This window comes from Mesorhizobium sp. WSM4842 (assembly GCF_055901575.1).
The window spans coordinates 5397864-5423052 of the sequence record NZ_CM148372.1 but is presented as its reverse complement, the minus strand read 5'-3'; the positions used below and the strand labels follow the sequence as shown (position 1 = coordinate 5423052).

Annotated in this window: 24 protein-coding genes and 1 tRNA gene; 13 read left to right on the top strand and 12 right to left on the bottom strand. The window is 62.0% G+C overall.

The genetic code is table 11. The features are described 5' to 3' along the window. Nucleotide 1: 1 nt before the first annotated feature. The 5 genes from AC0NIE_RS26530 to AC0NIE_RS26510 form a co-directional block, all read right to left on the bottom strand. Entirely contained in the window at nucleotides 2-1609 is a 1608-nt protein-coding gene (locus tag AC0NIE_RS26530; protein WP_473489809.1) for a carboxyl transferase domain-containing protein, read from the bottom strand. 4 nt (nucleotides 1610-1613) lie between these two features. Continuing rightward, entirely contained in the window at nucleotides 1614-1997 is a 384-nt protein-coding gene (locus tag AC0NIE_RS26525) for a PIN domain-containing protein (RefSeq protein WP_192356790.1), read from the bottom strand. Further along, nucleotides 1994-2386, bottom strand: coding sequence for an AbrB/MazE/SpoVT family DNA-binding domain-containing protein (locus AC0NIE_RS26520; protein ID WP_473528076.1), 393 nt, complete (start codon nucleotides 2384-2386; stop codon nucleotides 1994-1996). Before AC0NIE_RS26520 ends, AC0NIE_RS26525 begins: the two co-directional genes overlap by 4 nt. An 85-nt stretch (nucleotides 2387-2471) precedes the next feature. After that, nucleotides 2472-3635: an isovaleryl-CoA dehydrogenase gene (locus AC0NIE_RS26515; protein ID WP_473489811.1), complete on the bottom strand. Its 1164-nt coding sequence runs from the start codon at nucleotides 3633-3635 to the stop codon at nucleotides 2472-2474. Between the two features lie 88 nt (nucleotides 3636-3723). Continuing rightward, the gene (locus tag AC0NIE_RS26510; protein ID WP_473489812.1) at nucleotides 3724-4350 is read right to left on the bottom strand and encodes a TetR/AcrR family transcriptional regulator; all 627 of its coding nucleotides are present in this window, start codon (nucleotides 4348-4350) and stop codon (nucleotides 3724-3726) included. Nucleotides 4351-4507: 157 nt separating this feature from the next. Here AC0NIE_RS26510 and AC0NIE_RS26505 point away from each other — a divergent pair, with 157 nt between their 5' ends. Next, nucleotides 4508-5017 carry a MarR family transcriptional regulator gene (locus AC0NIE_RS26505; protein ID WP_473613764.1) on the top strand — a complete coding sequence of 170 codons (510 nt, stop codon included), beginning with the start codon at nucleotides 4508-4510 and terminating at the stop codon, nucleotides 5015-5017. 30 nt (nucleotides 5018-5047) lie between these two features. Here AC0NIE_RS26505 and AC0NIE_RS26500 read toward each other — a convergent pair whose 3' ends face one another. Next, the gene (locus tag AC0NIE_RS26500; RefSeq protein ID WP_473489816.1) at nucleotides 5048-6160 is read right to left on the bottom strand and encodes a pyridoxal phosphate-dependent aminotransferase; all 1113 of its coding nucleotides are present in this window, start codon (nucleotides 6158-6160) and stop codon (nucleotides 5048-5050) included. A 142-nt stretch (nucleotides 6161-6302) separates the two neighbouring features. Here AC0NIE_RS26500 and AC0NIE_RS26495 point away from each other — a divergent pair, with 142 nt between their 5' ends. Next, a complete protein-coding gene (locus tag AC0NIE_RS26495; protein ID WP_474044381.1) occupies nucleotides 6303-7982 on the top strand; it encodes a tetratricopeptide repeat-containing sulfotransferase family protein in 1680 nt (559 codons plus the stop codon). A gap of 369 nt (nucleotides 7983-8351) precedes the next feature. Here AC0NIE_RS26495 and AC0NIE_RS26490 read toward each other — a convergent pair whose 3' ends face one another. Continuing rightward, the gene (locus AC0NIE_RS26490; protein ID WP_474044109.1) at nucleotides 8352-9506 is read right to left on the bottom strand and encodes an IS4 family transposase; all 1155 of its coding nucleotides are present in this window, start codon (nucleotides 9504-9506) and stop codon (nucleotides 8352-8354) included. A 447-nt stretch (nucleotides 9507-9953) separates the two neighbouring features. Continuing rightward, entirely contained in the window at nucleotides 9954-11150 is a 1197-nt protein-coding gene (locus tag AC0NIE_RS26485) for a porin (protein WP_473613661.1), read from the bottom strand. Between the two features lie 465 nt (nucleotides 11151-11615). Between AC0NIE_RS26485 and AC0NIE_RS26480 the strand changes: the two genes are divergently transcribed. Both AC0NIE_RS26480 and AC0NIE_RS26475 read left to right on the top strand, forming a co-directional pair. After that, nucleotides 11616-11706 (top strand) — tRNA-Ser (locus tag AC0NIE_RS26480). Between the two features lie 231 nt (nucleotides 11707-11937). Next, nucleotides 11938-12180: a GIY-YIG nuclease family protein gene (locus AC0NIE_RS26475; protein WP_473486636.1), complete on the top strand. Its 243-nt coding sequence runs from the start codon at nucleotides 11938-11940 to the stop codon at nucleotides 12178-12180. 23 nt (nucleotides 12181-12203) lie between these two features. On the opposite strand, the gene AC0NIE_RS26470 is transcribed toward AC0NIE_RS26475, so the two are convergent. Beyond that, nucleotides 12204-13097: an alpha/beta fold hydrolase gene (locus tag AC0NIE_RS26470; protein WP_473486637.1), complete on the bottom strand. Its 894-nt coding sequence runs from the start codon at nucleotides 13095-13097 to the stop codon at nucleotides 12204-12206. A gap of 292 nt (nucleotides 13098-13389) precedes the next feature. After that, on the bottom strand, nucleotides 13390-15429 hold the full coding sequence (locus AC0NIE_RS26465) for a lytic transglycosylase domain-containing protein (RefSeq protein WP_473486638.1): 2040 nt from the start codon (nucleotides 15427-15429) through the stop codon (nucleotides 13390-13392). Nucleotides 15430-15760: 331 nt separating this feature from the next. Between AC0NIE_RS26465 and dapA the strand changes: the two genes are divergently transcribed. The 3 genes from dapA (at nucleotide 15761) to AC0NIE_RS26450 (ending at nucleotide 18140) form a co-directional block, all read left to right on the top strand. Beyond that, nucleotides 15761-16642: a 4-hydroxy-tetrahydrodipicolinate synthase gene (gene dapA, locus AC0NIE_RS26460; RefSeq protein ID WP_473486639.1), complete on the top strand. Its 882-nt coding sequence runs from the start codon at nucleotides 15761-15763 to the stop codon at nucleotides 16640-16642. Nucleotides 16643-16888: 246 nt separating this feature from the next. Further along, entirely contained in the window at nucleotides 16889-17368 is a 480-nt protein-coding gene (smpB, locus tag AC0NIE_RS26455; protein ID WP_473486640.1) for an SsrA-binding protein SmpB, read from the top strand. A gap of 28 nt (nucleotides 17369-17396) precedes the next feature. Beyond that, nucleotides 17397-18140 carry a glycoside hydrolase family 25 protein gene (locus tag AC0NIE_RS26450; RefSeq protein WP_473486641.1) on the top strand — a complete coding sequence of 248 codons (744 nt, stop codon included), beginning with the start codon at nucleotides 17397-17399 and terminating at the stop codon, nucleotides 18138-18140. Here AC0NIE_RS26450 and AC0NIE_RS26445 read toward each other — a convergent pair. After that, nucleotides 18109-18786 (bottom strand): uracil-DNA glycosylase, encoded by a 678-nt coding sequence (locus tag AC0NIE_RS26445; RefSeq protein WP_473486642.1) that lies wholly within the window; start codon nucleotides 18784-18786, stop codon nucleotides 18109-18111. The genes AC0NIE_RS26450 and AC0NIE_RS26445 overlap by 32 nt on opposite strands. After that, nucleotides 18783-19364 (bottom strand): LabA-like NYN domain-containing protein, encoded by a 582-nt coding sequence (locus tag AC0NIE_RS26440; protein ID WP_123149816.1) that lies wholly within the window; start codon nucleotides 19362-19364, stop codon nucleotides 18783-18785. Before AC0NIE_RS26440 ends, AC0NIE_RS26445 begins: the two co-directional genes overlap by 4 nt. Before the next feature lie 309 nt (nucleotides 19365-19673). On the opposite strand from AC0NIE_RS26440, the gene rpoZ reads away from it, so the two are divergent. From rpoZ to lepB, 6 genes are all read left to right on the top strand, one after another. Then, nucleotides 19674-20075 (top strand): DNA-directed RNA polymerase subunit omega, encoded by a 402-nt coding sequence (rpoZ, locus tag AC0NIE_RS26435; protein ID WP_473486643.1) that lies wholly within the window; start codon nucleotides 19674-19676, stop codon nucleotides 20073-20075. A gap of 111 nt (nucleotides 20076-20186) precedes the next feature. Continuing rightward, nucleotides 20187-22415: a RelA/SpoT family protein gene (locus AC0NIE_RS26430; RefSeq protein WP_095496691.1), complete on the top strand. Its 2229-nt coding sequence runs from the start codon at nucleotides 20187-20189 to the stop codon at nucleotides 22413-22415. Nucleotides 22416-22517: 102 nt separating this feature from the next. Continuing rightward, complete coding sequence (gene pyrE / locus AC0NIE_RS26425; protein WP_473486644.1) at nucleotides 22518-23096, top strand: orotate phosphoribosyltransferase; 579 nt, start codon at nucleotides 22518-22520, stop codon at nucleotides 23094-23096. 74 nt (nucleotides 23097-23170) lie between these two features. Further along, complete coding sequence (locus AC0NIE_RS26420) at nucleotides 23171-23551, top strand: VOC family protein (protein WP_123149812.1); 381 nt, start codon at nucleotides 23171-23173, stop codon at nucleotides 23549-23551. Between the two features lie 393 nt (nucleotides 23552-23944). Next, nucleotides 23945-24358: a holo-ACP synthase gene (gene acpS / locus AC0NIE_RS26415; protein WP_473486645.1), complete on the top strand. Its 414-nt coding sequence runs from the start codon at nucleotides 23945-23947 to the stop codon at nucleotides 24356-24358. Nucleotides 24359-24435: 77 nt separating this feature from the next. Beyond that, on the top strand, nucleotides 24436-25185 hold the full coding sequence (gene lepB / locus AC0NIE_RS26410) for a signal peptidase I (protein ID WP_473486769.1): 750 nt from the start codon (nucleotides 24436-24438) through the stop codon (nucleotides 25183-25185). Nucleotides 25186-25189 lie beyond the last annotated feature (4 nt).

The following is a 25189-nucleotide window of genomic DNA, read 5'->3' as shown; positions in this document are numbered from 1 at the left end:
CTCACATCCTGAACACGCCGAACCGTGTCTCCTCGATCTCGGCGTTCAGCGCAGCTGAAAGGCTGAGCGCCAGCACCTCGCGCGTCATGGCCGGATCGATGATGCCGTCGTCCCAGAGCCGGGCGGAGGAATAGAGCGGGTGACCCTCATGCTCGTATTTCATCAGGATCGGCTTCTTGAATTTTGCCTCCTCCTCCGCGCTCCATTCCCCGCCCTTGCGCTCGATCCCCTCGCGCTTGACGACGGCCAGCACGGTGGCCGCCTGCTCGCCGCCCATCACCGAAATGCGGGCATTCGGCCACATCCACAGGAAGCGCGGCGAATAGGCGCGTCCGCACATGCCGTAATTGCCGGCGCCGAACGAGCCGCCGATGATGATGGTTACCTTCGGCACCCGGGCCGTGGCGACGGCCATCACCAGCTTGGCGCCGTCCTTGGCGATGCCGCCGGCCTCGTATTTTCGCCCCACCATGAAGCCGGTGATGTTTTGCAGGAAGATGAGCGGGATCTTGCGCTGGCAACACAGCTCGATGAAATGCGCGCCCTTCAGCGCGCTTTCGGAGAACAGCACGCCGTTGTTGGCGATGATGCCGACCGGCATGCCATTGAGATGGGCAAAGCCGGTGACCAGCGTGGTGCCGTAATTCTGCTTGAACTCATCGAAGTCGGAGCCGTCGACGATGCGGGCGATCACTTCACGCACGTCATAGGGCTGGCGCAGATCGGTCGGCACGATACCGTAGAGCTCATCGGCTGCATGAAGTGGCGGACTCGGATCGCGAAGTGCCAGCCCGATCTGCTTCTTTCGATTCAGGTTCTTGACAACGCGGCGCGCGATCGCCAGCGCATGCTCGTCGTCCAGCGCAAAATGGTCGGCAACGCCGGAAAGCCGCGTGTGGACGTCGGCGCCGCCCAGCTCCTCCGCGCTGACGTCCTCGCCGGTGGCGGCCTTCACCAGCGGCGGGCCGCCAAGGAAGATGGTCGCCTGGTTGCGCACCATGATCGTCTCGTCCGACATCGCCGGCACATAGGCGCCGCCCGCCGTGCACGAACCCATGACGCAGGCGATCTGTGGTATGCCCGAAGCCGACATGTTGGCCTGGTTGTAGAAGATGCGGCCGAAATGGTCGCGGTCGGGAAACACCTCGTCCTGATTGGGTAGATTGGCGCCGCCGCTGTCGACCAGATAGACGCAAGGCAATCTGTTCTGCAGCGCGATTTCCTGGGCGCGCAGATGCTTCTTCACCGTCAGCGGATAATAGGTGCCGCCCTTCACTGTGGCATCGTTGACGACGACCATGACTTCGGTGCCTTCGACGCGGCCGATGCCGGCGATGATGCCGGCCGATGAGATGTCTTCGCCGTACATCGACCATGCAGCGAACTGGCCGATTTCAAGGAATGGCGAGCCGGTGTCGAGCAATTGGGCAAGGCGCTCGCGCGGCAAAAGCTTGCCGCGGCTCTGGTGGCGCTCACGCGCTTCCTGCGAGCCGCCACGCTCGACGGTTGCCGCCTTTTCCGCAATGTCGGCGACCAGCGCCCGCATGCGCTCGGCATTGGCGCGGAAGGTGCCGGAGGCGGGCGAGATCTGGGAGGTGAGGGTGGGCATGATGTTACCGGATCAGTTCGATCTTGCAGCCGATATCCAGGTCGCCCCAGTCACGGTCAGCGGTGACGGCAATGGCGTTCTCGCGAATTGCCAGTGCGAGGCAGGCGCGATCGCCCAGCGACAAGCCGCGATGCCGCGTCAACTCGCGAAGCTGACCGGCGGCGATGCCCATCATTTCGTCGAAAACAGCGACCGGCATGCCGAGGCTGGCGAGGTCGTCCGCGGCCTCTTCCATGCTGCGTCCCCTGTCGATCAGCTTGGCGATGATTTCGGCCGCATTGACGGAGCTGCATTGCGCATCCGGCGCGAAACCCAAGGCAATATCGGTGCCTTTCTCGTTGAGCAGGATCGCAAGCGCCGCCGAGCTGTCCATGACGTAAGGTTTCACTTCGCCCTTTTCCTCGCCATTCCTTCGGCATGAAGCCGGTCCAAACGCTCATCGCTTCGGCGCTGTTCTTCCCGCCGCTCCTTTAGAAATTCATCGACGACACTTTCGCCCGGCCTTTTCAACGCCGACAATTCCGCCTGGACGCGCCTGAGATTCCGAAGCCACGACCTTACCCGCAACTCGCCGTTCTCGACATGAAGGATCAAGTCTTCACCAGGCTTCACGCCCATTTCCTCGCGCATCGCAGCCGGGATAACAAAGCGTCCGCCCTCGCCAAGTCTAACGCGCTCGCGTTTCGCTGGAACCCGGAGCGGAGTTTTCCGAGCTCCGGCCTCGAATTGTGTTTGCGGATTTTCGTCAAACCCAGCCTTTTCGGTTCCGTTCGCCATAGTCTGCCTCGTTCCCGAAATGTGGCACATTCTAATCATTATGGCACAATTGCCTATTCATGGCAAAGATTCAAGAAAGGGACCACTAGATCGCCTCCGCCATGATTTCCCGCCCGATCAGCCAGCGGCGGATTTCGCTGGTGCCGGCGCCGATCTCATAGAGCTTGGCGTCGCGCAAAAGCCGCCCAGTCGGATAGTCGTTGATGTAGCCGTTGCCGCCCAGCAGCTGGATGGCGTCGAGCGCCATCTGCGTCGCCTTCTCGGCAGCGAACAGCACGCAAGCGGCGGCGTCCTTGCGGCTCGTCTCGCCGCGGTCGCAGGCGGCGGCCACGGCATAGACATAGGCGCGCGCGGCATTCATCGTCGTATACATGTCGGCGAGCTTGCCCTGCACCAGCTGGAACTCGCCGATCGGCTGGCCGAACTGCTTGCGTTCGTGCACATAAGGTATTGCCACATCGAGGCACGCCGCCATCAGCCCGATCGGGCCGCCGGCGAGCACGGTGCGCTCGTAGTCGAGGCCCGACATCAGCACTTCGACGCCGCGCCCTTCCTCATGCAGCACATTGTCGAACGGCACCTCGACGTCTGAAAAAACCAGTTCGCCGGTGTTGGAGCCGCGCATGCCGAGCTTGTCGAGCTTTTGCGCGACGGAAAATCCGGCAAAATCCTTTTCGACGATGAAGGCGGTGATGCCGCGCGAATGGAGCTCCGGATCGGTCTTGGCATAGACGACCAGCGTCTCGGCGTCCGGGCCGTTGGTGATCCACATCTTGGTGCCGTTGAGCACGTAGTGGTCGTTGCGCTTTTCGGCACGCAGTTTGAGCGACACGATGTCGGAGCCGGCGCCGGATTCCGACATTGCCAGCGCGCCGACCTTTTCGCCGGTGCACAGCGCAGGCAGATATTTCTGCTTCTGCGCCGGCGTTGCCCAGCGATTGATCTGGTTGACACAGAGGTTGGAATGAGCGCCGTAGGAGAGGCCGACCGATGCCGAGGCGCGGGAAATCTCCTCCATAGCGACAACATGAGCGAGATAGCCCATGCCGGAGCCGCCGAAATCCGGATCGGCGGTGATGCCGAGCAGGCCGAGCCCACCGAGCTCGGCCCACAGATGCGCCGGAAATTCGTTCGAGCGGTCGATCTCGGCGGCGATCGGCGCGATCTTGTCCTGGGCGAAGCGCCGCACCAGGTCGCGCAGCGCCTCGATGTCTTCGTCAAGCCCGAAGTTAAGTGTGTGCGTGTACATGCCGTTCCTCCCGGCGCACGACCCCGAAATCGAATTCGATTTTCGCGGTGGATCATGCGCAAAATCAAAGTGCTACAGCGTCGTTTGCTCACCCGGCGCTGTAGGTCGTTGTCGCACTGCGGGCCTTTACTCCAACCAGGCGCATCGTCATTGAAAGATATGTGGCGGTTACCTCCGAGATCGATAGCCGCTCGCCCGGCCGGAACCAGACGATGACGCCGGTCATCATCTGGATCAGCGCCATGGCAGTCAGCCCCGTGTCTTCGACGTCGAAGACACCGGCTTCTGCGCCGTCGCGCAGAATGGCGCGCAGCTCCTTTTCATAAGTCGTGCGCATGCGCAGGATCTGCGTCAGGCGATCATGCGACAGGCTGCGCAATTCCATGTTCGAGACATGGGTGGAGTGGCGGCGTTCGATGTGGAAGGCGATGTGGTTTTCGACATAGGCGGCGAGCCGCGTCGCCGGATCGGCCACGGCGGGGCGCGCCGCATCCCACGCCTCGATCAGCCCTTCCATGTGCTCGCGCATCAGCGTGAACAAGAGGTCTTCCTTGGTCGGGAAATAGCGGTAGAGCGCGGCGGCCTGCACGCCGACCTCGGCAGCCAGCTGGCGCATCGACATTGCCTCGTAGCCAAGACGCGCGATCAGGCTGGCCGCCGCCTCGCGGACCGCTGCCTCGGTCTTTTCCCCGTCAGAACCGGTCGTGCGCGCCATGATCGCCTCTCGAGTGGCAATAATAAAACGAACGTTCAATTAATTCAAGCGTGGATTCGATTCCAAGATAAATGACCATGTCTTTTAAATAGTTGACTTAGTCAATCGATTTGGCGATGATCCTGCAGCGTAGAAATCTCCTGAGAAGGAGCCTGCCATGCCGGATGAGCGGAATGCCATGGTCACCGAAATCCGCCATTTCAACAGGTTTTACACCAGCTTGATCGGGCTGCTCGACGAGACCTTGATGCAGAGCACCTACACGCTGACCGAGGCGCGGGTGCTGTTCGAGCTGGGTCACCGGGCGGGCGCCGTCGCTAGCAACCCGAGCGGCGAGGCAAGGTTTCTCGCGCGAGCGTTCCATCTCGATCTCGGGCCAGCGGCGTCCGGGATTGCCGGCGAACTCCGGCTGGACTCTGCCTATGTCGCGCGGATCCTCAGAAAATTCGCCGCCATGGGCCTGATCGAACTGCGTGCCGACCCGGACGACCGGCGTCGGCGCATCCTGTCGCTGACCGCGCGGGGAAACTCGGAACTGGCCACGCTGCAGGCGGCGGCGGACCGCGATCTTACCCGGCTGACGGCCGGCCTGGCCGACAACGAAGCCGCCGAGCTTGCGGACGCCTTGAAGCGGGTCATGTGCCTGCTCGGCGACGGGGGGAAATAGCGGCAGGGCCGAAACGATATTTTGCGATCCTCAGTTCCTCCGTGCCGCCGCCAGCGCACCGGGCAGCTCCTCAGCAAAAATGTCGAGCTCGTGGTCGAGGCCGACGCTGACCCGGATGCAGCGGTCGAGCACCGGCACCATCGGCTTGCGGATGAACACATCGCGCGACAGCAGCGCCTGCAGCACGTTCAGCGCGAAGGCGCCGTCGCCGCCGCAGTCTATGGTGACGAAGTTGGTTGCAGACGGCAGCGGCTTCAGCCCGTTCGCCTCGGCTATTTCAGCGATGCGGCGGCGGCCGGCAGCAACCCGTGCCACCACGCTTTGCAGATAGTCCTGATCGGCCAGCGCCTCGACACCGGCGATCTGCGCCATGCGGCTGACGCCGTAATGGTTGCGGATTTTCTCGAAATCGCGGATCACCTGGGCTTCGGCCACCGCATAGCCGCAGCGTATGCCGGCTAGCCCGTAGGCCTTAGAGAAGGTGCGCATGCGGATGACGTTCGGCCGCGCGACCTCGATTGGCGGCAGTGCTGAGGCCGGGCCCAATTCGCCATAGGCCTCGTCGAGCACCAGCATGGTGGTCTCCGGCAGGGCTTCGATGAAGCGGATGAGCTCGACCGCTTCCCACCAGCTGCCCATCGGATTGTCCGGGTTGGACAGATAGACCAGCGGCGTATTTTCCCTGGCGACAGCAGCCAACAGGCCGTCGAGGCTTTCCCGGTCGTTCTCGTAGGGAACCGCGACCAGCCGGCCGCCGACGCCGGCAATATGGAAATTGAAGGTCGGATAGGCGCCGAGCGAGGTGACCACCGCATCGCCCGGGGCCACATACATGCGCGCCACCAGGCTGAGCAACCCGTCTATGCCTTCGCCGACCACCACGTTTTCGGCGCCAACGCCGAGATGCGCGGCAACAGCCACCTTCAAATCGTGATTGTCGGGGTCGCAATACATCCACATGTCCCGGGCGACGCTGGCCATGCGGGCGAAGACGCGCGGCGAGGGCCCGAAACTGCTCTCATTGGCGCCGATGCGGGCGCGAAACGCGCGGCCCCGGTCACGTTCCTGCGCCTCCGGGCCGACAAACGGCACCGCCGAGGGAAGCGCACTGACGATCGGCGTGAGGGGAGGGCGCTGGCGCATGGCAAAAGGCTCGTTCGAAAAGGGCCTTCTTGCTAGCGCGGCACAGTTGGCCGCGCAAGCTCCCGCCTTGGCTGCAACCAGCATGCTGGATTCTCCCCGCTCTTTTTGCTAGCGAGATATCTCTTTTTGCTAGCGAGATATCATGAACAATCGACTCCCGCCTGCCTGGTCAAAGCACATCAAGCCCGGACCCGCGCCGAAAGCGAAGGTGCCGATAGCGAAGCCGTTAGCGAGCCCGCAGAAAGGAAACGCCCAATCGCGTTCGCAGGCCGACGACGCGCTGCTGAAACAGGCATATGCCTTTCAGCAGGCCAAGCGGCTCGACGAGGCTCAGGACCTATGCCTTCGGGTTCTGGCGCGCACGCCAAATCATCCGCTCGCCTTGTACATCCTGGGGACCGTATACCTGGGTTACGATGACGAGAGGGCCTTGCGATATTTCGCAAGGGCGGTCGGCGAGGAACCTAAAAACCCCTACTACCACCTCAGCCTGGGCGAGGCCTATGTGAAGGTCAGCGAGTATTCGCCAGCAATCAGGCATATGCAGTACGCCTTGGAACTGCAGCCCGGCCTTATAGAAGCACTTTGCGCATTGGGCCTCACCTACACGGCGTTTGACAAACCCGACTTGGCTTTGCCGCTTTACGAGAAGGCGCTGAAAATCAACCGCGATCATCCCAAGGTGCGAGCCGGGCTGGCCGGCGCGCTCAGCGGCCTGGGGCGTATGGATGAAGCCGCCGTCTATCTGAAAGAAGCGATCGATCGCCGTATTGGGGTGCCGGCTGCCTACAACGACCTTGTACAGACGCGAAAGTTCACCGAGGAGCCCGAGGAGCTCCAATCCATCCTTGGTGAACTTGGCAATCCGAAACTTGGTTCGGAAGGCGCGCAGCAACTCCATCACGCCGCCGGCAAGGTGCTGAACGACCTCAAGCGCTACGATGAGGCATTCGACCATTTCAACAGGGCGAAACAGGCCTCCGGCTACAAGTTCGACATCGACTTGTATCGTCGGTGGATCGATTCGATGATTGAAACCTTCACGCCGGACTTTTTGGCTGCCCGGGCCGGCTATGGAAATCCTTCCGAAATGCCTGTGTTCGTGGTTGGCATGCCCCGCTCGGGAACGACGCTCACGGAGCAGATCTGCGCCAGCCATCCCGATGTTCATGGTGCAGGGGAGCTTAGCAAACTAAGGCGGGTCGCGAATGCGATCGGTCTCAAGACATCATCGGCTGGAGATTTGCACCAGCCAATCATGTCGATCACGGAAGACCTGTCCAGAACGCTGGCCGAAGAGCATCTGTCCTATTTGCGGGAGCGGGCGCCTGCCGCACTTCGCGTCGTTGACAAGACGCCGCACAATTTCGAACTGATCGGCCTTATCGGGCTTCTCTTCCCCAAAGCACGCATCATTCATTGCCGTCGTGACGCCATCGACAATTGCGTCTCCTGCTTTGTCCTCAACTTCAGCGAGGGGCACAGCTACAACACCGACCTGAAAACACTAGGCCTGTACTATCGCGAATATGACCGCCTGATGCAGCATTGGAACAAGGTTTTTCCGGGCCTTATCTTCGAAAATCGTTACGAAACGCTTGTCGAGGACCAGGAAGCGCAGTCACGCCGCCTGATAGATTATCTCGGGCTGCCTTGGGACGACGCCTGCCTGCGCTTTTTCGACAGGGATGGTTCGGTCAACACGCCCAGTCGCTGGCAGGTTCGTCAACCGATTTACAAATCGTCCGTCAAGCGCTGGAAGAATTATGAAAATGAAATTCAGCCGCTGATACAGTCGCTGGGCGATCTTGCAGAGATTTGACTTGAGGATGGCGATCCGCATTGCGCGGACCGCGAGGGTCGCAAGCGCATAGGCTTAGCCGATCTTCAGCCGCCAAATGCCCAACATCTGCGATTGGCCGCAGGCCACCATGCCTTCGCAGGGCGGAGCGAACGGCTTATCCTGTTCCTTCCAAGCGCTGCTGCGGTGCAGAATCTTTCAAGACGCTGGAGGGACAGCGCCCCATAGGCGCTAACTTAGGGCATGAGCGTTATCCTTGCTGCGGCGGATTGGCTTTTTCGTCGCCTCGGTGGATCGCAGACGTGGCGGATGATTTCGGCAAAGCGCGCCACGATTTTTCCCGGCCGCATCACGATCAGTATGGCGTTGAGGATTGCAGGACGCAGGAGACTATGCAGCCTCCAAAGGGACAGCGATTGCGCTGTGGGTGGTTTCATCTTCACAGGGGGGAGAGTCGAGAACGTCGGTGACGGCCTCGTCGATCATCAGCGCCAGGATCAGATGGGCTGTCAGCCAGCTTCGAGCGAGCCGCTCATCGCGTGCGGGAAGCTTATGGATACCCATTCCACTCTTGAGCCGCTTGAAGGTGAGTTCGACTTGCCAGCGCAGCCGATAGGTTTGCAGAACCTCGTCGGCCGCCAATTCATCGGCTGGGATCGACGTCAGCAGCATGACGAAGCCTGCTGCGGTGAGGGTCATCGGGTGCAGCCTCTTGCTGCCACGTCGCTGATGCCCTCGCCTTGCCGCCTTCTGTGCTTTTTGCGTGGCCTCCTCATCCTTGCGCTTGACGATGAGCCTCGCCGGCAAGAGCGGCTTGCCTCGGCTCTTGCTCGTGCGGCCTGAATGCTCCAGGAGCACGCTCATCTCGCAAACTTCACCGGGCTGCAAGGGCTCAAAGATGGCGTTCCAGTCGACCCGTTGCCCTTCGGGCGTGGTCAGCCGAACACTGTTCCAGCCCGTGCGCACGATGAAGTCGCCGCCCGCCGCCACCACCTTTTCAAGGGACGGGGTACGAGCGTAGGCGCGATCGCCGACAACGATGTCGCCTTGGCAAAGCGGAACACGAAAGAAGCCTTCACCGCCGCGAGCGTCGCTAATCTCCAGATGCGTGAACCGCGCAAGCGCAGGTTCGTAGGTGGCGTGCAGCCGCCAGTCCGTGCCGGCACTGCCGGGGTGCGAGATCGAACTGCCATCGACGACGCGCAGCCGACGCCCCGTCGCCGCGGTACTTTTGACACAAGCGTTTTCCAGCAAGGCGCCTGCGATGCAGCCAAGCCAATCGGCCGCTCCACGCAAGCGCTTCAAAAGAGCAACATCGGAAAGGCTCGCAACGTCGTTCATCCCGGCCCAGGCGGCCGCCGAGCGCAGGCTCATCCCGCCGGGGCCATAGGCCAAGGCCAGACGCAGCAATGTCGCTGCGTCCGCAACATTGCGACGACGTACCAGCGCTCCCGTCGCTCGCGCCGTCGTGTCAAGATCAACACATTGCGACAGTCTCGAGATCAGAGCCTGCCAGTCGCTTTCAATCGAATCATTCCTTTGCATCTGGCCTAGGAATCACATCTCGATTCCACCACTCTACCCCTAAGGTTAGCGCCTATGGGACAGCGCCCCCCTCTGTCCTGCCCTCTTTGCCAAAACTTGACATCTCCCCCACGAGGGACCCTCAAGGGGGGAGATTGGCCGTCATTGCGGCTTTCGCTAATCTCCAACGTTGATGAACAGGCGCTGTCAGCGAAGCTGCCGATCTCCCTCCTTGTGGGGGAGATGCCACCATTTTGGCAAAGAGGGCAGGACAGAGGGGGGCGCGAAGGATCGCTGCTGCTTTCATTCTGCGCAGCCGATCGGCTTCCAACCTGTCAGAAATCACAGACCGAGATCCAGCACAGAACGACCATGGCGGCGCCATGAATCACGCAACTTGACAGTCACGCCGACACGAAAAAACCCGGCGGTTGCCCGCCGGGTTGGAGTTCAGTCAGGCAAAGCCTGTTAGAACGAGCGCTGGAAGCGGAGCATGCCGCCGAGGCTGTCTTCGTCGTCCGCAGCGGTCCAGTTGGAGAAGCCGTCCTCGCCGAACTCGCCGGCGTGCAGGTAGTCGACTTCGGCCGTGATCGTCAGGCCGGGAACGATGTCATAGGCAATGTTGGCGGCGATGCCGAGGTTTTCACCTTCGTCATACGAGATCTGGGTGTTGAACGAGGTCTTCTCGTTGATGGTGTAAGTGCCACCGCCCCAGACCGCCCAGTTGCCGGACCACAGCTTGTAGAAGCCGCGGCCGCCGGCGGCGGGGAACGCATAGCCGCCGTCCGTGAGGTTGTCGTCGGTGCCGTAGCCGGCCATGATGAACAGCGACAGGTTCTCCATCGGGGTGACGTCGAGGCGAACCTTGCCGGCGACTTCTTCATAGTTGGCGTCGTAAGCAATGACGCCGGTGATGGCGCCCCAGCCCTGCGTCCACTTCACGCCGCCGACGACATTCGGAACATAGCTGTCGATCGTGAAGTCGCCATAACCTTGTTCGAGAGAGACCACGGCCGAGAAGCCGTTGCCGGCATCGAAGTAGTACTGAACGACGTTGGTGTCGAAACCACCGTAGGGAACCAGCGTATCCTGGATGACGTTGCCGGCATAACCGATGAACGTATCGAAGGCCGATTCGTCTTTACCGACGCGCAGCCCACCGAGCTGAATCCAGGCGAAGTTCAGCGAAATGCCTTTGTTTTCGGCAGGGTTAAAGACATAGGTCGTGACCGGTAGCAGCGGACCCGCACCGTCCGGGTCGGTGGTGTCGACGCTGACGTGTCGGTTCCGGTTGCCGAAGTTGAAACGGGTCTCGGTGTAGGTCTTCAAGGTGCCGAGCTCGGTTTCCTGGCCGGTCCAGGTCTTCAGCGTGAAGCGGGCCTGCTTGTAGTACGTGTCCTGCGCGTCACCGTCCTCGACGTCGAAGTTCTCAGCACCATCGAACGAGCCGACGTCGCCGATGCCGATGTCGTAGCGGACATAGCCGCCGATGCGCAGGCAGGTCTCGGTGCCGGGGATGTAGAAGTAGCCAGCGCCGTAGACGTCGCAGATGCGGACGTATTCAGCGGGTTCCGGCTCGGCAACGACGACGGCGTCGGCGGCGCGCGCACCGGAAACTGCGACCAGTGCCGCAGCGGAGCCAAGAAGAAGGCTCTTGATGTTCATTTTCTGACCTCCAGTCAAAAGTTAAAAAACGGGTCTGGGTATTCTTTGCTGAAGGACAGCGTTCCCTGCCCCATCCCCACTACCGAAAAAGATGCGCACCGCGCCGCTCCTTCGAATTCGACATTACCCATGAGGCGGCGGCGTTCAACCACCATCGCATCGGCGAAAGGTCTGTGCGGGTGCTATCCCCCTGCGTTGTTGCACAAATGACACGATTTGGCCTCACTCGGAAAGCTCCCGTTAACCATTGAGCTGTCGGAGACCCTTGGGCGAGCCCTTGCAATCCGGCCGATTCCGGCAATTGCCCCTCCCGGAATTGCGACGATGTCGTGAGTCGTCAGCCAAGGGATTGCCGCAGAATCGCCGCATGGCAAAAGCGCCGTTTCGGCAGAAGCCGGTTTTTTCAACGATAATGGGTCAGGCTTGTTGATTGTGCCGGCGCTTTTCTTTATCCACCGGCGCAACGGAGAGGTGGCCGAGTGGTCGAAGGCGCTCCCCTGCTAAGGGAGTAGAGGTCAAAAGCTTCTCGTGGGTTCGAATCCCATCCTCTCCGCCATCCTGCTTCGCGCTTCGCGCTTCGCAGGACAAGTCCAGCAAATCCATCCTGCTTCGCGCTGCGCGCTTCGCAGGACAAGTCCAGCAAATCCCTCTCCGCGCGAAGCAGGATGCCCTCCGAAGGCTTGGCGAAGGAGGGCTGCAAAACAGGGTTGGCAGTGTTCCTCTCGCGAAGCAGGATGCCCTCCGCGTAGTCCTGCGAAGCGCGAAGCAGGGAAGGAGGGCCGATTTCGTGTGGTATGTATATCTGCTGGAAAGCAAGGCTGCCGAAGGTGAGCGCTATATCGGCGTAACTTCCGACCTGAAACGACGGAATGTCGAGCACAACGCCGGAAAATCCAGCCATACTTCCAAATTCATGCCATGGCGGATCGTGACCTATGTCGCCTTCTCGAACCAGGCTAACGCGACTTCATTCGAGCGTTATCTTAAATCCGGTTCCGGGCACGCTTTCGCCAACAAACGTCTGTGGTGAATGTCCGCATCCCTCGCAAAAATTCACTTTGCGGCGAAGCATTGCTCGGCCATATCAAAAAAGTTGGCGATGGCGCCGGGCAGGCCGCCGGTCTCGAGGAAAGGCGCATGGCCTTGGCCCTCGACCATGATCGTCTCGACACAAGGGTGACGCTTTCGCATCTGTTCGAGCGTCTCAGTGGACAGCAGCTTCGAATTGGCACCGCGTATGGCGAGCAACGGAATCGCCGTCAGCGCCTCGAACTGCGGCCACAGGTCAGGCAGGTTCTGGGTCAGGTCGAGTCCCGCCAGCGTGTCGACCAGCTTCGGGTCGAAATCCGGCACCTGCCCCTCATCCGTCTCTCGGTAGAGGGCCGATACCATCCGCTCCCAATCCGCCTCGGTCAGAGCAGGAAAGTCGCTGCCATGCGCGCCGCGCTGGGCGCCGACCGCCTCGGCGCGGGTTTTCGGCTTCGGCACGCTCTCGAGATAGGAGCGGATATGGGCGAGGCCGCCGGCCTCGACCACCGGGCCGATATCGTTGAGTACGACAGCCCTCAGGACGGCCGGGCGCATCGCGCCGAGCACATGGATGATCAGCCCGCCGCGTGACGTGCCGATGAAACCTGCCTCCTCGATATCAAGCGCCGCCATCCCGGCGAGGATATCACCGGCTTCGACGCCGACATTGTAGTGGCCGACATCGGGGTCATAGGCGGATTGCCCGCGCCCGCGATAGTCGAAGGCGATAATTTTTCGCGGACTTTCCGTCCGTCGCGACAGGTGCAGCGCCAGCTCATGAAAATCGCGGCAATTGCGAGTCAGGCCGGGCAGGCAGACGACCGGCCAGTGGCCGGAGTTCGCTTCGCCATAGATACGGGCGTGGAGTTGCAGCCCGTCCGGCGAGGGGTAGAAAAAATCGGAAAAACCGCTCGACATTTGGACTCGATTCCTCGCCGTTGCCGGATCGTCGAGACTGCTACAGGCGAGGGCGGGGGTGGTCAAATCGGCTTAGCCGTCGGCGGGACAGCACCCCCCTCTGTCCTGCCGGACATCTCCCCCACTTGGGGGGAGATTGGCAGTTCGGGCGCCCCGCCAGTTCTGCGACGTTGGCGATTGGCGAAGGCCGAAGTGACATCCAATCTCCCCCCCAAGTGCCCCCAAGTGGGGAGATGGCCGGCAGGCCAGAGGGGGGCGCGAAAGATCGCTTGCTTTTGTCCAATCGCGCCCTTCAACTCCGCCCGTTCACCAGATCTCCGACAATATCGTACTTACCGGTAATACGCATCTTGTAGACTTCGTAATTCTCCATCACGCGCTGGACGTAACTTCTTGTTTCCGTGTAGGGAATCCGCTCGATCCAGTCGACGACGGCGTCGATGTCCTTGCCGCGCGGGTCGCCATATCTAGCCACCCACTGGGCGGCGCGGCTGGGGCCGGCATTGTAGCCGGCAAATGTCAGCACATAGGAGCCGTCGAAGCGGCCGAGCTGCTCGCCAAGGAAGGCGGCGCCCAAGGTCGCATTGTAGCCGGCGTCGGTGGTCAGCCGCGCCTGCGAGAAGATCATCCCGGCCTTCTTCGCCAATTGCCTGGCGGTCCCCGGCATCAGCTGCAGCAGCCCGCGCGCGCCGGCGCTGGAGACGGCGCCGATGTTGAACTCGCTTTCCTGGCGGGCGATCGCATAGGCCAGCGCCTTGCCCGAGCCGGAAATGTTGGCGGTCTCGGGAATGACGCCGAGCGGATGCGACAGCGCCCCGATAGCGATGCCGCGCGCGCCGGCGATCTTGCCGACTTTCAGCGCCAGGAAGTGATTGCCCTGCTTTTCCGCCATCGCGGCCAGCAGCGCCAGCTCTCCAGGGCTGGTCAACTGTCCAGCGAGGTCGCGGTAAAGCGTGTCGGCGTAGCGCTCATAGCCCGCCTCCTGCAGCCGCCTGATGGCGCTGACCGCCTCGCGATTGGCGAAATTCCGGTGATCGGCGGCGCTCGGCTGCGGATGGGCGATGTTGAGGACCTGCCGGCCGACGCGCTCGCCGGCGAGCTGGCCGTAGAAGGTCGTGCCATAGGCGGCGGCACGGATGAAATAATCCTTCGCACTGCCGGGGCCGCCGGCTTCGGCCGCACGGCCGAGCCAGTAATAGGCGCGCGACAGCGATATCGGCCCCTGGGTGAGAACGGCGATCCGCGTAAAATGCCTGGCAGCGGGGTTGGGGTCGTTGAGGCCGCGCAGCGCGTACCAGCCGGCATGGAACTCGGCATCCGCCGCGTTGGTAGCACTTTCGGCGGCGTGCGCGGCGACTATTCTGTAGGCGGTCTTCATATCGCCCTGGTCGACCAGTTCGCGCGACAGCACCCGGCGCTCGGCCCACCAGGCATCCGGGTCGACAAGCGCGATGCGATCGCTCGGCGCCTTCATCACCATAGCGGCGGCGTCGGAAAACTTCTCCTGCTTGCGCAGATATTGGGCTTGCGCGAAGAGATAGCCGGCCGAACGCTGCGCGGCCGGCACGGCCTTCAGCAGTTTGGCCGCATTCTTGTCGCCCCTGTCCGCCGCCGCCCAGGCGTCAGCCAGCTGCCGGGCGCCGGCAAGGTCGGCGACGCGCAGCGCCGAATTGATCCGGTCGGCATAGAACATGCGCTCCATGCGAAATCGGTGGTCGGCGGCGGCGATCAGCTTGCCGAATTCTTGGATGATCGCCGCCTCGTCCCTGGCTTCCAGTTTTTCGGTGCGCCAGAAAGGCGACAGCACCGAGCGCGCCGCCTCGACGTTGCCGTGCGACACATAGGAGCGGGCAAGGATCACCACGCCCTCGACTGTTTGCGGCTGGCTGCCGCCAAAAGCCTGCACCACGATCTCCGGCGCGGGGTTTTCACGGTAGAGCGCGCGCTCGCTGTTCCTGCGCAAGGCGATCATGCCCGGCCAGTTCGGCAGCATTTTCGCAGCATCGGCGATCTCGCCGCTTGGCACCTTGTCGCCGCCATAGAGCGCGATCGACCAGGCAAGGATGTGCTGGTCGAGCGAATTGACCGGCAGGGCATCGCGCACTCGACGCGCGCCGGCAATGTCGTTTGCCGCCAGCGCATCGAGGCCGCTCTTCAGCCTGGCGACACTGGCGGGAGGGGATTCCGGACCCTGCGGGCCCGTATCCTGCAGGTTTGGCATCGGAATGGCCGAAGTGACCTGCACATCGACTTTGCCGGCGGCCACAAGGCTCGGCGTCAACAGGAGAATTGCGCCAAGCAGCGCGAAAAAATGAGGCTGCCTGGTCGGCATGGCTTTCATCATTCCTGCCTTGCACATTACCAACAGGCACAGATCAACTGAAGCCTAGTTGGCTGTGATGAAGAGCCCGTAAATAAAGGCTGTCGAGGTCTTTCTAATTGCGCTTGCTGGCACTACCGCCACGCTTGCCGCGCAACAGTGTCGAGACTATGGTGCGCCGCTTCGCTTTCGGCTAGAAGGCGCGCACGACAAAACACCTACGGCGCCGCGCGTCTTCTCGGACGCGCAAAGGACGCTGTAGCACATTAAATTTGGCGCATGATCTTTCCGTAAATCGACACCGATTTTCGGGTCATGCGCCAGTCCCAAGGAGTTGGACGACATGCTGAGAGGCTCGCTTACCGCGCTCGTGACACCGTTCGAAAAGAGCGGCCGTTTCGACGAGAAAGCCTTTCGCGCCTTCATCGCCTGGCAGATCGCCGAAGGTACGACGGGCGTGGTTCCGGTCGGCACCACCGGCGAGTCGCCGACGCTGTCGCATGACGAGCACCGCCAAGTCGTCAAGGTCTGTATCGAGGTAGCCAAGGGCCGCGTTCCGGTCGTCGCCGGCGCCGGCTCCAACAACACCGAAGAGGCGGTCGGCCTGGTGCAATATGCCGAGAAGGCGGGCGCCGACGCGGCACTGGTCGTCACGCCCTACTACAACAAGCCGACGCAGCGCGGCCTCTATGCGCATTTCGCTGCCGTCGCCAAGGCGACCAGCCTGCCGATCATCATCTACAACATTCCGCCGCGCTCGGTGATCGACATGATGCCCGAGACGATGGGCCAGCTGGTGCATGACTTCAAGAACATCGTCGGCGTCAAGGACGCCACTGGCAAGGTCGAGCGGGTTTCCGAGCAGCGCGCCACCTGCGGCAAGGATTTCATCCAGCTTTCCGGCGAGGACGCCTCGGCGCTCGGCTTCAACGCCCATGGCGGCGTCGGCTGCATCTCGGTGACGGCGAATGTCGCGCCACGGCTGTGCGCCGAATTCCAGGAGGCGACGCTTTCCGGTGAGAGCGCCAAGGCACTGGATTTGCAGGACCGCCTGCTGCCGCTGCACAAGGCGATTTTCCTGGAACCCGGCGTGTCCGGCGCGAAATACGCGCTGTCGAAGCTGGGCAAGGTGGAGAACGTGCTGCGTTCGCCACTGGTCACCGTCGAGCAGTCGACCGCCGAGAAGATCGATGCGGCCATGAAGCACGCCGGCTTGATTAATTAGCGAGCCCGTTTGGAAACTCTACTCCTGCGGCCATCTGAAGGCGTCACCTGCGCTTCCGGTGCTCACGTACTATATGTACGCTCCGCTCCGGTTCGCGCATGGCCCCGAAAGCGTTCGCTTTCGGAAAGGACCATGCGCAAAGTCAGACTTTTAGAGCGCCCTTTGCGCGTTTGAAAAACACGCGGCGCTCTAGTGCCACCATCATCTGACTCGCAGGAGCGAGTTTCGAAACGGACTCTAGGCGTCATGAATCAAGTCAGAAAAGCCGACCCCAACAACAAGACCGTTGCGGAAAACCGCAAGGCGCGGTTTTCCTATGAGGTGCTCGACACGATCGAGGCCGGCCTGGTGCTGACCGGCACCGAGGTGAAGTCGCTGCGCCAGGGCCAGGCCAACATCCAGGACAGTTACGCCTCGGTCGAGGGCGGCGAGATCTGGCTGATCAACTCCTATCTGCCGGAATATCTGCAGGCCAACCGCTTCAACCACGAGCCGCGCCGGCGCCGCAAACTCCTGCTCAACAAGCGCGAGATGGCCAGGCTGGCGCAGAGCGTCGATCGTGAAGGCATGACGCTGGTGCCGCTAAAAATCTATTTCAACGACCAGGGCCGGGCGAAGCTTTTACTCGCCGTCGGCCGCGGCAAGAAATTGCACGACAAGCGCGAAACCGAAAAGCAGCGCGACTGGTCGCGCGAGAAGGGCCGGCTGCTGAAGGAGCGTGGGTAGGCTGGGAGCCACTCTTTTGAAGAACCGGATGAAGAACCGGATCGTCTTTTGGGGTGCGGCCAGCCTGATCCTGGCGTGCCTCGTCGCGGTCGGCGGCTATTTCTATTTCCATCCGTTTTCTCCGGACCGCGGCAAATATCCGGTCAGGGGCATCGACGTTTCCCATCATCAGCGGCAGATCGACTGGCGGCGTGTTGCCGCCGATGATGTCGCCTTCGCCGTCATCAAGGCAACCGAAGGCGGCGACTATATTGATGACGCCTTCGCCGCCAATCTACGTGAGGCCCGTGCGGCCGGTCTGGCGGTCGGTGCCTATCATTTCTTCACCTTCTGCAGGCCTGGCGCCGATCAGGCGAAGAATTTCATCTCCGTCGTGCCGCGCGGTCAACCGCTGCTGCCGCCGGTGGTGGATATCGAATTCGTCGGCAATTGTCCGCGGCGGCCATCGCCCGAAGAATTGAATGTCGAACTCTCCGCTTTCCTTGGTCCTGTCGAAGCAGCCTTCGGCAAAACGGCGATCCTTTACGTGACCGACGACGCGGCGCGGGCCTATGCCGGGCAGATTGTCGGCCGCCCGCACTGGGTTCGTTCGCTGGCGCTACAGCCAGGTCATGACGAGTGGATCTACTGGCAGTACCACGACAGGGGTCGCGTCGACGGCATCACTGGCGATGTCGATCTGAATGTCCTTCAGGGCGGGCAGGAGAAATTGGCCGAGCTGTTTGCGCCGCCGCCCGAATCTATCTCTCGAGAAGCGCCGCTATCTCCCTGAACACGTTGACGAACATCGCTTCCGTCAGCACGCCCGTGTTGGTGTTGTAGCGCGAGCAGTGATAGCTGGAAAACAGCGTGATGCCATTGGTTTGCTGCTGTCCGCCATGCCTGAAAGGGTAGGCGGCAACACGCTGGCCGAGCGCCCGCACAGTCGACTGGTGCGCGATCGAGCCCAGCGCCAGCACGGCGCGCAGGTTTTTAAACCGCGCGATCGTCGGCACCAGGAACCTCCGGCAGGTGGCAATCTCGGCGCCGACCGGCTTGTTGTCCGGTGGCACGCAGCGCACCGCATTGGTGATCGCCGTGCCGACAAGCTCCAGCCCGTCATCGGGCCGCGCCTTGAATTGGCCGCGCGCAAAGCCGTGTGCGATCAGCGTGTTGTAGAGCAGGTCGCCGGCATAGTCGCCGGTGAAGGGGCGTCCGGTGCGGTTCGCCCCACGCAGGCCCGGCGCCAGCCCGACGATCAGCAGCCGCACCGTATCCTCGCCCTCGGGCGCCATGAAGGTCGGCACCGGCGCATTGAACCAGGACGGCTCGCGCTGCCGCCATTGCGCTCTAAAATCATGCAGCCGCGGGCAGAGCGGGCAGTCGCGATCCGGCTCGGGGGATGCGACCAGGGGAGCGGTCAAGACCGCCGCCGTCAATAATCGTCCTCGTCGACTTCGGCCGGCTCGGGCCGGCGCACCGGCCGCTCGGACGGATCGCGGCCGACCTCGCTCTTCAGCGTCATCAGGTCGATGAAATGGTCGGCCTGGCGGCGCAGATCGTCGGAAATCATCGGCGGCTGCGAAGCCATGGTGGAGACGATCGAAACCTTGCGCCCGCGCCGCTGCAGCGCCTCGACCAGCGTGCGGAAATCGCCGTCGCCGGAAAAGATGACATAGTGATCGACGACATCGGCGAGTTCCAGCGCATCGACGGTCAACTCGATGTCCATATTGCCCTTGATCTTGCGGCGGCCGGTCGAGTCGGTGAACTCCTTGGCCGGTTTGGTCACCACCTTGAAGCCGTTGTAGTCGAGCCAGTCGATCAGCGGCCGGATCGAGGAGTATTCCTGATCCTCGACGAGCGCGGTGTAGTAGTAAGCACGCAGCAGATAGCCGCGCTTCTGGAAGCTCGACAAAAGCCTGCGGTAGTCGATATCGAAGCCGAGCGCGCGCGACGTGGCGTAAAGATTGGCACCGTCGATGAAAAGGGCGATTTTTTCGCGAGGGTCGAACATGGAAAATATTCCTTTTCGAAAAAAAGCGGTCGTCTAAATGCGCGTGACTATCGGTCGGCTTGAAATAACCGGCTGACCTTCGTCATTCGAGATAGCGCCGGTTTTACGGCAATCCAAGGGTATGATGCTGCAAGCAAGCAATTGTGATCGGTGCCGTATCGTCGCAGGCGGCGCGCGCCCAGACGGCCTTGGCCCCGGCCCCGGCCCTGGCCCCGATCTTGGCATTGCCAAAAAGCTTGTATTTTGGCGGCGTTCGGGTTATGGACCGCGCCTGTTTTCCATCAAATCCAGGCATGAAAGGGGCAGCTCATGGCCCGCGTAACCGTTGAAGATTGCATTGACAAGGTCGACAACCGCTTCGAGCTCGTGCTTCTGGCCGGCCACCGCGCCCGTCAGATCAGCCAAGGCGCGCAGATCACTGTTCCTCGCGACAACGACAAGAATCCGGTCATCGCGCTGCGCGAGATCGCCGAGGAGACATTGTCGCCCGACGACCTCAAGGAAGATCTGATCCACTCGCTGCAGAAGCATGTCGAGGTCGACGAGCCGGAAGCCGATGGCGAGGCGATCGCCGACCAGACCGGTACCGCCGCTTCGGCAACCGATGCCGACGACACCGAGGACAACATCACCTTCGACCGCATGACCGAGGAAGACCTGCTGGCCGGCATCGAAGGTCTGGTACCGCCGGAAAAAAGCGACGATTATTGATCTTCGCAGCGGCCGCCGACACTTTCGCGTCGGCAGTTTCGTGGTTATCTATGACATGCGCCGTACGCCAGTGCGGCGCATGATTCATTTCAGCACTGCGAGATCCCGCCCATGATGCGTCAGTATGAGCTTGTCGAGCGCGTCCAGCGCTACAAGCCTGACGTCAACGAGGCGCTGCTCAACAAGGCCTATGTCTACGCCATGCAGAAGCATGGTCACCAGAAGCGCGCCTCCGGCGATCCCTATTTCTCGCATCCGCTCGAAGTCGCCGCCATCCTCACCGAAATGCACATGGACGAGGCGACCATCGCGGTTGCCCTGCTGCATGACACGATCGAGGACACCACGGCGACCAGGGCCGAGATCGACGAGCTGTTCGGTCCGGAAATGGGCAAGCTGGTTGAAGGCCTGACCAAGCTGAAGAAACTCGACCTCGTCTCCAAGAAGGCCGAGCAGGCTGAAAACCTGCGCAAGCTCTTGCTGGCGATCTCGGAAGACGTTCGCGTGCTGCTGGTCAAACTTGCAGACCGCCTGCACAACATGCGCACGCTCGACCATGTGCCCGAAGCCAAGCGCCTGCGCATCGCCGAGGAGACGATGGATATCTATGCACCGCTGGCCGGGCGCATGGGCATGCAAGGCATGCGCGAGGAGCTTGAGGAGATCGCCTTCCGCTTCATCAATCCGGAAGCCTACCGCGCTGTCACCGCGCGGCTCGCCGAAATTTTCGAGCGCAACAAGGGCGTGCTGTCCGAGATCGAGACGGCGCTGTCCACGCTGTTCGACAAATATGCGATCAAGGCCGAGGTCAAGAGCCGCCAGAAGAAGCCGTGGTCGGTGTTCCGCAAGATGGAGGCCAAGGCGCTGTCCTTCGAGCAGCTGTCCGACATTTTCGGCTTTCGTGTCGTCGTCGATACCGTCGAGGACTGCTACCGGGCGCTCGGCGCCATCCATACGACATGGTCGATGGTGCCCGGCCGCTTCAAGGACTACATCTCGACGCCGAAGCAGAACGACTACCGTTCGATCCACACCACCATCGTCGGACCGTCGCGCCAGCGCGTCGAGCTGCAGATCCGCACCTATCAGATGAACAAGATCGCCGAATATGGCGTTGCCGCGCATTCGATCTACAAGGACAGCGGCGGCAAGGTGAACGGCACTGCCCATGCGATCTCGAAGGAGACCAACGCCTATGCCTGGCTGCGGCGCACCATCGAGCAGCTTGCCGAAGGCGACAATCCCGAGGACTTCCTCGAAAACACCAAGCTGGAGTTGTTCCAGGACCAGGTTTTCTGCTTCACGCCCAAGGGCATGCTGATCGCGCTGCCGCGCGGCGCCACGCCGATCGATTTCGCCTACGCCGTGCACACCGATGTCGGCGACACCTGCGTTGGCGCCAAGGTCAACGGCCGCATCATGCCGCTGATGACCGAGCTGAAGAATGGCGACGAGGTCGAGATCATCCGCTCCAAGGCGCAGGTGCCGCCGGCGGCGTGGGAATCGGTCGTCGTCACCGGCAAGGCGCGTTCGGCAATCCGTCGCGCCACCAAGGCCGCCATCCGCAAGCAGTATTCGGGTCTCGGCGTTCGTATTCTGGAGCGTGCGTTCGAGCGGTCCGGCAAGACCTTCACCAAGGAAAGCCTGAAGTCGGTACTGCACCGGCTGGCGCGCAAGGACATCGAGGATGTGCTGGCTTCGGTCGGACGCGGCGAACTTGCCTCCACCGACGTGATGAAGGCGGTGTTTCCCGACTACAAGGATGAACGCGTCACGCTGGTTGCGCCCAAGCAGCGCGAAGAGGGCTGGTCGAAGATCCGCAACGCCGCCGGCATGCTGTTCCAGATTCCGGGCCGGGCGGCGCGCAAGGACAAGGACCAGCCAAAGGACGGCGCCGTGCCGATCCGCGGCGTCCGCGGCGACCTGCCGGTGCGCTTCGCGCCGGAAGGTGCTGTGCCCGGCGACCGAATCGTCGGCATCGTGCAGCCGGGGACCGGCATCACCATCTATCCGATCCAGTCGCCGGCGCTGCAGGCCTTCGATGACCAGCCAGAACGCTGGATCGACGTGCGCTGGGACATAGACGAGCGCACCAAGGAGCGGTTTCCGGCGCGAGTCTCGGTTACCGCCATCAACGCGCCGGGCTCGCTGGCCGACATCGCGCAGGTCGTTGCATCCAACGACGCCAACATCCATACATTGTCGATGGTGCGCACCGCGCCCGATTTCACCGAAATGCTGATCGATCTCGAAGTCTGGGACCTGAAGCACCTGAACCGGCTGCTGTCGCAGCTCAAGGACAATTCGAGCGTCAGCGATGCGCGGCGGGTGAATGGGTGAATAGTGAATAGTGAAAGAAGGGTGCTCTCACTACTCACTACTCACTACTCACTACTCACCACCATTCACCATTCACCATTCGCCATGGACATGGAGCGAACAATGAACACCGATGAAGTGCTGGGCATTTTCCGTGAAGCCGGTGCCGTTCTCGAAGGGCATTTCATCCTGACATCGGGCTTGCGAAGCCCGGTCTTCCTGCAGAAGGCGCGGGTCTTCATGCATGCCGACAAGACCGAGCGCCTGTGCAAGGCGCTGGCCGAAAAGATCCGCGCTGCTGTGTCCGGCAGGATCGATTACGTCGTCGGCCCGGCGATCGGCGGGCTGATCCCGGCCTACGAAACCTCACGCCATCTTGGCGCACCGGCGGTCTGGGTCGAACGGGAAGGGGGCGAGTTCAGGCTCCGCCGCTTCGAGATCGCCAAGGGTTCGCGCGTCGTCATCGTCGAGGACATCGTCACCACCGGCCTGTCGATCCGCGAGACCATCGACTGCCTGCGCGCGCTTGGCGCCGATGTCGTTGCCGCAGCCTGCATCATCGACCGCTCGGCCGGCAAGACCGATGTCGGCGTGCCGCTGATCGCGCTCGCCGAATACGAGGTTCCGGCCTACCCGGCCGACAGGCTGCCGCCCGAGCTCGCCGCCATACCGGCCATCAAGCCCGGCAGCCGCAATATCTGATGCATGTCGCCCAAAACTGCGCAGCGGTTTTGGGACAATGACATGCATAGAACAACGTTAACTGAGGCGCTGCCGTGATTGCAGGCATCGATCATTTCGTACTGACGGTTCGCTCCGTCGAAGACACCTGCGCCTTCTATCAGCGCGTGCTTGGTTTCAGGCGCCTCGACGAGCCGAACCGGCCGACGGCGCTGCTGTTTGGAACGCAAAAGGTCAATGTGCATGAGGTCGGGCGCACCTTCGAGCCCAAGGCCAAGGCGCCGACTCCGGGCTCCGCGGATTTCTGCCTGGTCGCCGGCCGTCCGCTGTCGGAGATATGCGCCAGCCTGGCGGCCAACGGCGTTGCCGTCGAAGTCGGGCCGGTCGAGCGGATCGGCGCCCGTGGCCCGATGATGTCGGTCTATTTCCGCGACCCGGACGGCAATCTCGTCGAGGTCAGCGAGTATGGGCCGTAGATAGCTGGAGTTGCTGCCGATTTCTGCGGCGACTCGCCTCCTCAAATCCGCCGCGATCATACTGTGTCCGGAGTGGCGAAACGCCGGCCCCGCAGGCGACAGCAAGCGGACGGCATGCAGCTACGGTTGTTCTGCGGCCAGCGTATCGCTATATCAAGGTCGTTGTTGCCTTTCGACGGCCGCAAAGCGCAAGATGTAGCTGTCGTGCCCGGCCCAGGATGGTCGGAGCGGCAGCTTTGGATATCAGGACAGGAACAGAGTGCTTTTTCGACGCCGCAAGCCTGAAGGTTTTCTCGAGCGGGTGCGTACCTATCTATGGCGATGCCGCTCGTTCTCGCGCTCGCTGCGCCTGGCGGACAGAGCTGGAATCGCCGGACGGGAAGTTCCCGCCGAATGATCATTGGTATCGGCAGCGACCTGATCGATATCAGACGCATCGAAAAATCGCTGGAGCGCTATGGCAAGCGCTTCATCCAGCGCATCTATACCGAGGTTGAACAGGCCCGCTCCGAAAACCGCGGCGCCCGCGTCGCTTCCTATGCGAAGCGCTTCGCTGCCAAGGAGGCCTGCGCCAAGGCGCTGGGCACCGGTATGGCGCAAGGGGTGTTCTGGCGCGACATGGGCGTCGTCAACCTGGCCAGCGGCCAGCCGACCATGGCGTTGACCGGCGGAGCGGCGGCGCAGCTGGACAAAATCCTGCCTGACGGGCACAGGGCGGCGATCCACCTCACCATCACCGACGATTTTCCGCTTGCTCAAGCCTTTGTGATCATCGAGGCGTTGCCCGTCGAAGAAGCGCCATATTGATTGCATCTGACCACCGGCATGGCGTTGCCCAGCGCACGCCGAGACTCTATACCAACCAACGCATAATCGAGGACGACATGAGCGTGGCTGAAAAATCCCAGAAGAAATCCGGCGGGCTTGGCGAAACCGTCAGCGTCATCGTCCAGGCGCTGTTGCTCGCTCTGGTCATCCGCACGCTGCTTTTTCAGCCATTCTCTATCCCGTCCGGGTCGATGCGGCCGACCTTGCTCGAAGGCGACTATCTCTTCGTCACCAAATGGTCGTATGGCTTCTCCCGCTATTCCCTGCCGTTCGGGCCGGACCTCTTTTCGGGTCGCATCTGGGGCGCCGAGCCGAAGCGCGGCGACGTGGCGGTGTTCAAGTTCCCGCCGGACCCCTCCGTCGACTACATCAAGCGCGTCGTCGGCCTGCCGGGCGACACGATCCAGGTCAAGGACGGCCAGCTCTTCATCAACGGCGTCGGCGTGCCACGCCAGAAGGTCGGGCAGATCGACAATCGCGACATCACCGAGGAGAGCGGGCCGGTCGACGTCTATCGCGAGACATTGCCGAATGGCGTCAGCTATGACACGCTCGACCTGATACCCAACTCGATCGGTGACAACACCAAGGAATTCGACGTGCCGCCCGGGCACTATTTCATGATGGGCGATAACAGAGACAATTCCTCGGACAGCCGCTTCACCGTCGGTTTCGTGCCCGACGACAACCTGGTTGGCCGCGCCAATCTCATCTTCTTCTCGATCGGTGGCAGCGCCAGCCCGCTCGAAATCTGGAAATGGCCGTCGCTGATGCGCGCGTCGCGCCTGCTCCATTTCGTCAATTAGGGTC